Genomic DNA, 11,606 nt, shown 5'->3' on the forward strand with positions numbered 1-11,606 from the left:
ATAAAAATGTTCAATATATTTACACTATACTGTATAGTATATTAAAATAAAGAAAAGTGAGCTGATGCTATGCGTGAAGAGAAAAAAACAACGGATAAATCCAAAAAGCGTGAAGAAATTATGGATGGAGCAATTAAAGCATTTGAAATAGAAGGATATGAAAAAGCATCGATGGATCGAATTGCTCATCACGCAGGAACGACTAAACGAACGGTTTATAATCATTTCGCTAGCAAAGGAGAACTGTTTCAAGCGGTTTTTGAAAGATTTCTATCGGAACAGAGTGTTTTAAGAGCGATCAAATACGATTCGGATCAATCACTAACCGAACAGCTTGTGAGGTTTGTTGATGCTGAATTGTATCTGAGTACCGACTCTAGTCGACTGGCAATAAGTCAGGTACTGATCACACAATTTATGCAAGATCCTCATGTTGCGCTGGAAGCAAGAGCGAAATATGGTTCTTCTCATACCCATTTTGTGACTTGGATAGAAGCCGCGATTGAAGATGAACGAATTGAAGCAACGGATCCCAATTTAGCGGCCCTCATCTTTTATTCCATGATCGAAGGCGGTCTCACTTGGCCCATTCTTTGCCAAACAGAGAAGCCACCCGTATCTTTCAAAGATGAATTAATCAAAACCTTTTTATGTCGTTTTGAAAAATCTCCCGTTTCTGGTTAAGCAGTAACCAATTAGGTCATAACGAGACACCCAATAGAGAAATTTCTACATCCTTCTTCATTTGAAGGGTGTTTTTTGTTAAAATCATAAGGTTAGTTATAGCGAGTGATGACAGCGACTACTTTAATATAGATGAGTTCGTGTTAGAAATGAGGTGAAATCATGTCCGAAAAGATACCGATGGTTGAAGTGTTTCAAACCGTAGAAGGGGAAGGGACGAATGCTGGGTATCCGACTACTTTCGTACGGGTGTTCAACTGTAACTTGCGCTGTACGTGGTGTGATACACCTTATAGTTATGCGCCTGCGAAGCCAGAATACCTGGCGACGATTCCGGAAATTGTAGAGCAGGTAAAGCAGTATCCCAGTCGTTATATTTGCCTGACTGGTGGGGAGCCGCTTATTCATGGAGAAAAGTCAGCGAAACTGATCGAAGCTTTGGCAGCTATTCCTTATGTAAAAGATATTCATATCGAGACCAATGGAGCGATTCATCTGAAGCCATTTCAGGAAATGCGTGAGCAATATGATGATATCGCGCAAAAGGTTCGCTTTGTCATTGACTATAAATTGCCGGCTAGTGGCGAGAATGACAAGATGATCCATGAAAACTTTGATATACTACAAGCTCAAGATGAGATTAAATTTGTGATAGCAGACGATGCAGATTTTCTGTTTGCCAAACAAATTGTTGCACAATATATTCAAAAAGGGACCCCGCTCTTTAGTCCGGTCTGGGAAACGATGCCACCAGCTAAGTTAGTCGAACGCTTACTTGAGCATCAGCTGATGGATGTAAAGTTAAATCTACAAATTCACAAGGTGATTTGGGATCCAGACCAAAGAGGTGTGTAAAAAGGAGGAAATCTCGCAATGAAAAAAGCAGTCATCGTATTAAGTGGCGGTTTAGATAGCACGACATGTATGGGAATGGCACAAGCGGAAGGCTTTGAGCTGTACCCGATCACTTTCCATTATAATCAGAGGCATGATCGTGAAGTGGAGCAAGCCCAAAAAGTAGCAGCACATTATGGTGTGACGGATAAGCACCGGATTGTAGATGTCTCTTTTTTGGGGCAGATCGGTGGTAGTGCCTTAACGGATCAAAATATAGAGGTGCGTACTTCTGGTGTAGCAGAAGACATTCCAGAAACGTATGTACCCGCTCGTAACTTGATCTTTTTATCCTTAGCGGCTGCATATGCCGAGGTGATCGGGGCTACTTCCATTTACACAGGCGTGAACGCGGTAGATTATAGTGGCTATCCCGATTGTCGCCCTGAATTTATTGAATCGATGACGGAAACGATTAATCGGGCGACGAAGATGGGGGTTACCTCTGCCGATCAACTAAAAATCGAGACCCCGCTTATTTTTTTAACAAAAGGACAAATTATTGAAGAAGGATTAAAATTAGGAGTCCCGTATGCACTGACCACATCATGCTATCTCGGGGAAGAAGAAGCATGCGGGAAGTGTGATAGTTGTGTGCTACGCCTCAAAGGATTTGAAGAAAATCAAACGGAAGACCCCATTCCATATCAAACCAGATAAGCCAGGTGAAGACGAATGCTTGGGAAATATACCTTAGTGAAACATTTTTGGATGTCATGCGCGCACAGTGTACCAGGTGCGGGCAAATGCGAACGAATTCATGGTCATAATTACAAAGTCACGTTTTGTGTAGAAGGCACTAAGTTAGATGAAAATCAGATGTTGATTGACTTCCGCTATGTAAAGCATGCATTAGAAAAAAAGTACGACCATCATCTATTAAATGATTTTCCAGAGTTTGACCCAAAGCGTGGTGGGCATGCACCGTCTACGGAAAAAGTAGCAGAAGTTTTTTTCCGTACGATTGACGAGCTGTGTCAGCAGAAAGAAAATCAACCGATTTTAAAGTGGATTGAAGTACAGGAAACAGACGAAGCATATGCACGTTTTGAACGGGAGGTATTATGATGTCAAAAGAACAAGAACAAGCAGCACTCGGGCTACACACATTAGGTAGTGACACCCCATACACATTTGAATATGATCCATCAATCCTTGAGGTGTTTGATAATCGGCACCCGGATACGGATTACTATGTCAAGTTTAACTGTCCAGAGTTTACCAGTCTCTGCCCAATCACATCCCAGCCCGACTTTGCGACGATCTATATCAGCTATGTTCCTGATATGAAATTGGTCGAAAGCAAATCGCTTAAACTATATCTATTTAGCTATCGCAACCATGGGGATTTTCATGAGAATTGTATTGTTACGATTATGAAAGACCTTATCGAAAAAATGGATCCTAAATATATTGAGGTGACGGGTAAATTTCTGCCTCGTGGCGGGATTAGTATCGACCCTTATGCCAATTATGGAAAGAAAGGCACTAAGTGGGAAAGGATTGCTGAGCAGCGCTTAGCACAGCATGATCTGATTTTAGAAAAAGTGGATAACCGATAGGTGAGAAGGGCAGTGCTACAGCGCTGTCCTTCTCTTGTGTTTGTAGGGAAGAGGATAAGCTTCACTGGTGAATCCATATCAAATCATAAGCTATATCGATATACACTTTATGAATAAATAGTCCTTTTCTTTTTTTGCATTAAAATAGGCCCGACTATGGGGTCTACGGTTTGTTCAAATTATGGTGTGATCAAAAGCGCAGTCATATCGGTGGTCGATGTAGCAGTAAAGTTTGCTATAGAGGCGCCGCCGCCTAGCCATTGAATCGTTGCTATGATTTGATAAGTGGCTGTAACGGCTCCTGGCTTATCCACTACGGAGAAACTGGGAAAAAAGTTTGTATTTGAATTATTAGGTGTTTGGATCGCCGTGGATTGCGTGACTTGACGTACCGTGGTGGTAATTCCACCAGCGAATCTTTGTAGTTGAAATAATATATTAAAATCTAGATTGTTATCAGAATTTACCTTTGTATTTAAAAACACAGTGGCATTGATCTGCACTTCTTGCGTACTTGAAACTGAAAAGGTTGGAAGCGTCGCAAGTGTAGTTGTTTGGCTCAGATTTGTATTTAATGTCACAGATGAATCATCAGAAAATAAACCATCTAAAGAAGCCATATAATCACCTCCTTATGCTTTTAATCTATTATATGCCCTTTATCCCTATGAAGTTCCTTTCTACAATTCTTTTTTCACAGAAATATATACGGATAAGCAAGATGATGGCTATTTATATGAATGTGACTAAGGTGTGTTCATCTACCTATTAAGGCAAATACGAAATGTAACACGTAATTATGGTATCCTGTTCTTATTTGTAATATAAAATTGAGGTGACTCGTTTGCAGAATGTAAAACTTTGCTTTATCGGTGCGGGCTTTCATGCGACAACGAATATCTTTCCAGCGGTTGTAGCCGCGGGTGCAGAGATTGGAGCAGTGGCTACGCGCAATATCGAAAATGCGGCATCTACACTGAAACAATTTGGAAGTGGAGGTACGGCTTATGGTGATTACCATAAGATGCTAGCTCATGAGGCATGTGACGGTGTGGTGGTAATCGCACAACCTCAAGACCAACTGGCCATTGTGTTGGATTGCATAGCCGCTGGGAAAAATGTGTATGTGGAAAAACCACTTGGAATGAATGAAAGCGATGCGAAGCAAGCAGCCCGAGCAGCTGAACAAGCTAGAGTGGTGCTGATGGTTGGATTTATGAAGCGATATGCGCCGATCTATACACAACTGGCTGCTCTGGTGAATGAAAGAACATTGGGAGAGGTACGTTCGTTTCAAGCTACTTTTGCTGTAGATAGTACGCCATTTTGTGCGGATGATGAAGCTTTTTTAAAACTGGCTGCGATTCACTTTGTGGATTTAATCCGTTTTTTATTTGGTGAAGTGGCTACTGTAACCGGTGTGGCTAACAGTAGAGACAACCATATTTCACAAAGCTTATCTGTACAGTTTGAAAATGGGATTATTGGGAGTATTTACTTTGCGGGGATGACTGCGTGGTCTCGAGAAAGTGAGCATATCACGGTAACATTTGATCATGGATTTGCCATCGCCGCTGAGATGAACAAGCTTACTGTTCATCCCACGCTTCAGCAGGAACAAGGGCAGTTGCCATGGCAATCATTAGCCGAAGTAGATACCGTTTATACGCCTTCAGGGACAGTGATGTCAGGCGCTTACCGTGATTTATACTTACGCGGGTATATAGGAGAGATACAGCACTTTATGAACTGCTGTAAGCAAGGACATTCACCTTCGTCTAGCGGTAGGGATAATGTACACACAATGGCTTTATGTGATCAGATATTATCGCGTCTAAAGTAAGTGTCAAACCCCTATTTTTAAATAAGTACCCAGCTTGCTTCTGGTGGAATGATGTAAACCACTAATTATCCGTACATGTTCAGTTTATTGTATCCATTTCCAATTCAAACAAGGTGTGATCGTAATAGCGGAGGGGTTACTCCCTACTTGAACAGTTGCGATGATCGACTGCGTTTTAACTTCAATGACCGATACAATCCCTCTCTGATTTAAATCACTCATTACATAAACAAATTGACTATCCGGTGTAATGACTAAATCTGAGGGGGAATTATCAACCTGAAGCAGAGCAATAACAGCATGTGTTTTGACATCCATGACGATAACACTAGCGGAAGCCCCGTCCAGTATGTATCCAAATTGCCCATTCGGAGTAATCGCTATTTTGGCGGTTCCTATCCCAACTGGAACTCTTGCTATGAGCGTATGCGTTTTCACGTCAATGATAGATGCTATACCTGTATTTACATCTGTCACATATACCAATTGGCTGTCTGGCGTAAAGACAACATTTTCAATCCCTCCTCCGAGTGTTAGGGTAGCGATGACGGATTGCGCTTTTGTATCAATCACCGTGATACCTTCGTCTATAGAGGCCACATACACAAATCTTCCATTGGGCGTAACGGCTAACCTTATTGGAGCATCTTCTGTCTTTATCGTCGCTATAATACGATTTGACTTCGTATCGATCACTGATACCGTATTTTCATCACTAATTCCACCTGGTGCATAGATGAATTTCCCATCAGGTGTAAGGGCAAATGATTCTGCTATATCCAAATTAATGGCTATATTAGCAATCGATCGATTTTTTTTGCTATCTATTACGTTGATTTCTTCCTCTGTAAACACATAAACAAATTGACTATCGGGTGAAATGACCAAATACCGTGGTTGATAGTCCAACTTAATTGTAGCTACTTGGGCATTCGATTTCACGTCAATGACAGCAATAGACTGCTGATCAGATAGGATATTCACATCACCTATATAAGCATATTGTCCGTTAGGTGTAATGGCAATCGTCTGAGGCGATGTATTCATTCTGATCGTTGAAATAACAGCATGTGTGCTCGTATCGAGCACCGATATAGTGCCGGGTGGACCTTCTGCAAATCCACTATTTGCTACATAAACATAGGACATTTGATAGCCTCCAATACATAGGGTTCTAACATCTTATGCATGGTGGAGATGTCCTCATTTATTATCCTAAGTTCAGATGGCTAAAGTATGTTATAGAAGTGAGTACGATCTAATTCATAAATAAGCCCCCTTATCATTGTATAAGGGGGCCCTTGTATCGAGAAAGGAAAACGTATTAGGAACTTTTTTTCTCTACTTTGTCGCCTTTTGGTCCTTTTCCTTTTTTATTCGGATGGATTTTATGCAATTCAGCTTTCAATGCTTCTTTCTCAATGCCATACTTCTCCATAACGGCTTCTTTATCCTGAGTCGTATTCATTTCGGTAATGACATCCGTCAGAGAGTTGCCACTGATTGTACCAATCGCCGCTGCCGTACTTAACTTTTTAATTCCAATTTTGTTTTCTTCCATCAATGCTTTTGTTTCTGTTTCACTCTTATTCAAATAAGATGTTAGATTTTTCAATGCAACTTCTTTGTGAGCCCCTTTTCCTTTTTTATTCGGATGGATTTTATCCAATTCAGCTTTTAATGCGTCTTTCTCAATACCATACTTTTCCTTAAAGGCTTCTTTATCCTGTGTCACTTTCATATCGGCAATGACATCCGTTAGAGATGTACCACTGATTGTACTCATTGCCGCTGCTGTACTTAATTTTTTAATCCCGATTTCGTTTTCTTCCATCAATGCTTTTGTTTCTGCTTCACTTTTATTCAAGTAGGAAGCTAGTTTCTTCAATGCTTTATCTTGCTTTTCGCCGCGTTTCATTAAATTTTGATCTTGTGCCTCGACTTGTGAGCTGTTCATGGAATTGGATGAGTCAGCGAAAGTCATTGAAGTTCCCCCGAATACCAATCCTGCTACACCTAAACTAGTTACCAATGCAATGAATTTTTTCTTTACCATTTTAATTCACATCCTTTGTTTGAATTGATATCAGCTTACCCCCTATTGATGACTTATTTATGACTTCAATATGATAAAACTCGGTAAAATGGTCATTTGAATGGTAACCCACTTTATTCCTGTAATAGGAGGTGGCTTGGCAACTTTTTGGGGGTGGAAAAAGCAAGGGATATCAAGTGATTTAAGGAGTTTCCATATCTTACATCCTTTTTTCTTCATCATTTATGTTAGGATACTTGGCAAGTACCACATTCTTGAACATAAAGAAAGGGAGATTGGATGCATTTCTTAAAGTTCAGAGGAATCAGTACGATCAAAGGTATGTTTTTTGCTTTATTTGTGAGCCTATGTTGGTGGATTCAAGCCGATGATGTGCTCGCACATGGTTATATTGAAAGCCCAGCTAGTCGATCCTATACAGGAAGTTTAATGAAGGATCAACTGGGTTATCAACAAGCGTTAGATTTATATGGCTCTGCAATTAAGTGTCCACAATGTGTAGAAGGGCCTAAGGGTTTTCCACAAGGCGGGCCTGCTGATGGTGAAATTGCATCAGCTGGTGGTGGCTTCGGTCAAATCGATCGCAAGCTGGATTTACAGACTGCAGACCGTTGGAGTAAGCAAAATATATCGACAGGTATGCATACATTCAGATGGAAATACACAGCACCACACAAAACTTCAAAATGGCATTACTATATTACCAAAGATGGTTGGAATCCCAATGAACCATTAAAAAAGTCAGATCTTGAGTTAATGGCCACGGTTGATCATGATGGGAGTGCTGCTAGCAACAACCTCTCGCATCAAATAGAAATTCCCAAAGGGAAGAGTGGATACCACATTATACTAGGTGTCTGGGACGTAGCAGATACATCAAACGCTTTTTATCAAGTGATTGATGCCAATATAAGTGATCAAGGAACCCCTGATCGAACAGACACTGAAGCGCCTACTACACCTACGGGGGTAAAAACAACAAAGACAGAGTCTGGTCAAATTTCATTGCAATGGACAGCAGCAAAAGACAATGTTGGTATTCAAGCATACGAAATTTATCGTGATGGAAAGAAAGTGGGGTCATCGTCTGCTCCCACATTCACCGATAAAGGTTTAAAAGCAAATACGTCCTATACGTATACCATCAAAGCAGTCGATCAGGCAGGTAATGCTTCACAGGCCAGTGAAGCATTGACAGTAAGTACCCAAAAGGAAACAACAGCAAGAGATGTTGAAGCGCCTACTGGACTACACACCATGAAAGTAACATCAGATTCGGTCAATCTGATGTGGACGGCAGCAACTGGTGATATAAAAGCATATAGCGTATACCGTGATAATCAGAAGATTGCAACGACTACAGATGCACAATACACCGATACAGGATTGCAAGCAGATCAAACGTACACTTATTATGTGAAAGCAGTAAGTACGTCTGGTGAGCAATCAGCAAACAGCAATGAGATTTCAGTAAAGACAGTTGCTAAATCAGAGAATACACCATCTGCATGGCAAGCCGGTCAAGTTTACGTAAAAGGTGACCAAGTTCTCTACCAAGGAAATCGGTATGAGGCGCTCTGGTGGACGAAAGATGTAAAACCATCTACCTTAGAGGGATGGAAAATACTCGATGATGGAGCTGTCCTGACATGGAGCAAGGACTCAGCTTATCAGGGGGGGAGTATCGTTCTTCACCAAGGCGATCGTTATCGTGCCAAATGGTGGACTAGAGGAGATGTTCCTGGACAGCATGCGGTTTGGGAGAAAGTTGAATAGAAGGAATCTATCGTTCAAGGGCCTGTCGCGTTCGCGGCAGGCCCTTGAACGATAGATTGAATTTGGATCTGGTATTTGGTTGGCATGCCCTACCCAATCAAATTTTTAGAACTTAATATACATATATGTTTAATAAATTTAAAAATAGGGAAAGGCCTACCCATATTGATGAAAAGGATGGGATAGGATGAATTTTTATTTGATCGGTAGTCAAACGGAACGACCACATAGTCAGCAAACTATTTTTGTCGATGGTTCGCCGGATCAAACCTTTCGTGAAGGTATTGATATAGAGCTAAGTCACTGGATTCCCAATCGAACGCCGGCTAAATACAAGGCAGATACCTCAACAGAGATTTGTATCCAATTTATCGAGCAGGAACCATTAGGAGAGTGGGATCTCGCGATTAATAATCATCTCGATGTGGACGGTATTTTGTCATTATTTGTACTCGTGCATCGGGATACGGCACGCATACATAAGAAGACTTTGATTGAAGCTGCTGCGATGGGGGATTTTTGGGCGTGGGGAAGTCGACAGGCACAAATCTTGTTTCAGGGATTAACGCTTTTTATGAATGAATTACGCGTGAATCAAGCGGATATTCAAGTCATTTATGAAAGGTGCTTTGCAAAAACATTGGAACTCTTGGCGGATGATGGTGCACAGTTTGCAGCCGAACTTGCTCATTTGGAGGATGTGATTGAGCAGATTGAAACGGGTGTAATTCAGCGCAAGGTCTATCATGAGCGATTTGTTCATTATCATGTACCGTTTGACGTTGCAAAGGGTAAGTTGGATTCGTTCTTACATATTCCAAGCTTTAATGCCCCGTTACAGCTGGATGTGTCGCTTCCTCCTCAAGCACGCTATCAATATGATTCAGATAAAGTCCATTTGGTATCTATAGCTACGGAGGAAGGTTACCACTATGATCTATGGTATCCGGGCTACATGTGGGCGGATACCCCTACTTCATGGCGAGCACCAGGTTTTCACTTCACCGGTAGTACCAATGGCTATTACTTCGGATATGCGCCGTTAGAAGAGGTGGTTAAAAGATTAAGTGAGCTAGAAACGGGAGCCGGCGTCTGGGAAATCGCAAGTCAACTTACGCCCTTTTCCAGTATAGCAGGACGTAATTACCCCGTGGTGGTGTCATACAAGGATGGATTAAGTGAGATTTTGCCACAAGTGGTGGCTGAAATATTGTCTACTTCCTTTAGCGATTAGGGAATAAATTAGGTAACTACTGTAGGTGTCATCGCCACAAACTATCATTTTTTCCGAAATTCACCACCCGCTTCAAGTGAGCTAAGTGGGTGGTGAATTTCGGTTCGGCGTTAGCCGAAAGGCATTTATTTTGAATATTTATTTTTTTCTTTACAATCAGTCATTTCAAATGAATTTAGACAGTATTCAGCCTGAATGATCATCTTGTATTGGTCATTAAATATCGTCGCAAGGTAATCAATCAGGCGCAGATGTTTCAAGATATAGGTGAGAAATACAATACCACACTGTTAGAATGGAACCACGATCACGATCATGTTCATGCGTTGTTCAAAGCACACTCCAAAACTGGGCTTTCGAAATTCATAAATGCATACAAAAGTGCCAGTTCCCGCATCATCAAAAAAGAGTTTCCTCCTGTTAGAAAGCAGTTGTGGAAAGTGAATTTCGGGTCAAGAAGCTTCTGCCTGATCACTACAGGAAGTGCTCCGATTCATGTAGTGAAACAGTATATTGAGAATCAAGGAAAAAAGTGAGGTGAAACTTAAATGCACAAAGCATTTAAGTTCCGACTGTATCCAACCAAGGAACAAGCCACATGCATAAACAAATCAATTGGATGTAGTCGCTTTGTATTTAACCACTTCTTAGCAGAATGGCATGAAACATACAAAAAGACAGGGAAAGGGCTCACCTACCATGCATGTGCAAAGTTACTCACTGCTTTAAAAACGCAGTTCGAATGGTTAAATGAAGTAGATGCCCATGCTTTGCAATCTTCACTTTGGAATCTCGATGATGCTTTTAAACGTTTTTTTAAAAACAAAATGATGCACCTCGTTTCAAAAGCAAGAGAAACCGTGTGCAGTCTTACACAACCAAGATTGAAAAGAAAAATCAACTTCCAGAAGTGAGTATTTACATCATTACATTTTATTTGATTTTAGAAAAAAAGATTTTACTGTGATCAAAATCACATCATGATGTGATTAAACCTGTTAATCTGAATCAGGTGAAAAAGTATATTTGTCACTATACATACTAAGAGGAGATTATGAATGAAAAAAAATATTTCAAAGTTCATTAGTGTATTTGCTGTGATTACGTTATTGTTGACTAGTGTTCCAGGATTTACACAAAATGAAGCTCTAGCTGAAGAGCATGATTATGCAGATTATTCCACAGCAATTATTGAGCCAGGTATGTACAAGGCTTTTGCTGAAAAATCAATAAAACTTACGGAAGGGGATGTCGTCACAATCACTTATGCAAATCCCGGTACGCGTAGCTTCCGTGTGTATCTAGGAAGAGGAGAGAACACTGCTGAAAAACCGTATTATGCATACCGAAGTGTGACAGATAAATATGTCCCAAGAGGGTCAGAGCATGATTTATATAATTTCACTGTACCAAAAACTGGAACATATAAAGTATTTATTCAATGTGTTCAAAGTGAGCGGAATTTATACCCTCGTAACGACGATTGCTATGGCATCATTAATGTGAAGAAATATGTAAATATAGAAGATTTTTCTTGATAAAAGATTGAACAATTTT

At 40.7% G+C, this 11,606-nt stretch carries 13 protein-coding genes and 1 pseudogene; 11 read left to right on the forward strand and 3 right to left on the reverse strand.

Annotation, left to right across the window (positions count from 1 at the left end; all coding sequences use genetic code 11):
* The first annotated feature begins 69 nt into the window (after positions 1-69).
* The 5 genes from IC619_RS11905 (at position 70) to queF (ending at position 3,140) form a co-directional block, all read left to right on the forward strand.
* The gene (locus tag IC619_RS11905; protein WP_191140243.1) at positions 70-684 is read left to right on the forward strand and encodes a TetR/AcrR family transcriptional regulator; all 615 of its coding nucleotides are present in this window, start codon (positions 70-72) and stop codon (positions 682-684) included.
* Positions 685-846: 162 nt separating this feature from the next.
* A complete protein-coding gene (locus IC619_RS11910) occupies positions 847-1,539 on the forward strand; it encodes a 7-carboxy-7-deazaguanine synthase QueE (RefSeq protein ID WP_191140242.1) in 693 nt (230 codons plus the stop codon).
* A gap of 18 nt (positions 1,540-1,557) precedes the next feature.
* Entirely contained in the window at positions 1,558-2,238 is a 681-nt protein-coding gene (queC, locus tag IC619_RS11915) for a 7-cyano-7-deazaguanine synthase QueC (protein ID WP_191140241.1), read from the forward strand.
* Positions 2,239-2,253: 15 nt separating this feature from the next.
* Positions 2,254-2,646, forward strand: a complete 393-nt coding sequence (locus IC619_RS11920) for a 6-pyruvoyl trahydropterin synthase family protein (RefSeq protein ID WP_191140240.1) — start codon at positions 2,254-2,256, stop codon at positions 2,644-2,646.
* Positions 2,646-3,140: a preQ(1) synthase gene (queF, locus tag IC619_RS11925; RefSeq protein ID WP_191140239.1), complete on the forward strand. Its 495-nt coding sequence runs from the start codon at positions 2,646-2,648 to the stop codon at positions 3,138-3,140. The genes IC619_RS11920 and queF overlap by 1 nt, the downstream gene beginning before the upstream one ends.
* A gap of 179 nt (positions 3,141-3,319) precedes the next feature.
* Here the strand turns inward: queF and IC619_RS11930 are convergent, their stop codons facing one another.
* Positions 3,320-3,760 (reverse strand): hypothetical protein, encoded by a 441-nt coding sequence (locus IC619_RS11930; protein WP_191140238.1) that lies wholly within the window; start codon positions 3,758-3,760, stop codon positions 3,320-3,322.
* A 224-nt stretch (positions 3,761-3,984) separates the two neighbouring features.
* Between IC619_RS11930 and IC619_RS11935 the strand changes: the two genes are divergently transcribed.
* Positions 3,985-4,983, forward strand: coding sequence for a Gfo/Idh/MocA family protein (locus IC619_RS11935; RefSeq protein WP_191140237.1), 999 nt, complete (start codon positions 3,985-3,987; stop codon positions 4,981-4,983).
* Positions 4,984-5,067: 84 nt separating this feature from the next.
* Here the strand turns inward: IC619_RS11935 and IC619_RS11940 are convergent, their stop codons facing one another.
* Both IC619_RS11940 and IC619_RS11945 read right to left on the reverse strand, forming a co-directional pair.
* Positions 5,068-6,132, reverse strand: coding sequence for a cytochrome D1 domain-containing protein (locus IC619_RS11940; protein ID WP_191140236.1), 1,065 nt, complete (start codon positions 6,130-6,132; stop codon positions 5,068-5,070).
* 175 nt (positions 6,133-6,307) lie between these two features.
* Positions 6,308-7,039: a hypothetical protein gene (locus IC619_RS11945; protein WP_191140235.1), complete on the reverse strand. Its 732-nt coding sequence runs from the start codon at positions 7,037-7,039 to the stop codon at positions 6,308-6,310.
* A gap of 279 nt (positions 7,040-7,318) precedes the next feature.
* On the opposite strand from IC619_RS11945, the gene IC619_RS11950 reads away from it, so the two are divergent.
* The 5 genes and pseudogenes from IC619_RS11950 to IC619_RS11970 all read left to right on the forward strand — a co-directional run bounded on the left by IC619_RS11950 (position 7,319) and on the right by IC619_RS11970 (position 11,587).
* The gene (locus IC619_RS11950; RefSeq protein WP_191140234.1) at positions 7,319-8,815 is read left to right on the forward strand and encodes a lytic polysaccharide monooxygenase; all 1,497 of its coding nucleotides are present in this window, start codon (positions 7,319-7,321) and stop codon (positions 8,813-8,815) included.
* Between the two features lie 187 nt (positions 8,816-9,002).
* A complete protein-coding gene (locus IC619_RS11955; protein ID WP_191140233.1) occupies positions 9,003-10,049 on the forward strand; it encodes a DUF6687 family protein in 1,047 nt (348 codons plus the stop codon).
* A gap of 191 nt (positions 10,050-10,240) precedes the next feature.
* Positions 10,241-10,585, forward strand: coding sequence for an IS200/IS605 family transposase (gene tnpA / locus IC619_RS11960; protein WP_191140395.1), 345 nt, complete (start codon positions 10,241-10,243; stop codon positions 10,583-10,585).
* 12 nt (positions 10,586-10,597) lie between these two features.
* Positions 10,598-10,947, forward strand: a pseudogene (locus IC619_RS11965) (helix-turn-helix domain-containing protein); the annotation flags it as partial.
* Between the two features lie 160 nt (positions 10,948-11,107).
* Positions 11,108-11,587 carry a hypothetical protein gene (locus tag IC619_RS11970; protein ID WP_191140231.1) on the forward strand — a complete coding sequence of 160 codons (480 nt, stop codon included), beginning with the start codon at positions 11,108-11,110 and terminating at the stop codon, positions 11,585-11,587.
* Positions 11,588-11,606: the final 19 nt, after the last annotated feature.

Origin of the sequence: Polycladospora coralii, from assembly GCF_014773435.2 — a bacterium.
GTDB lineage: Bacteria > Bacillota > Bacilli > Thermoactinomycetales > Thermoactinomycetaceae > Polycladospora > Polycladospora coralii.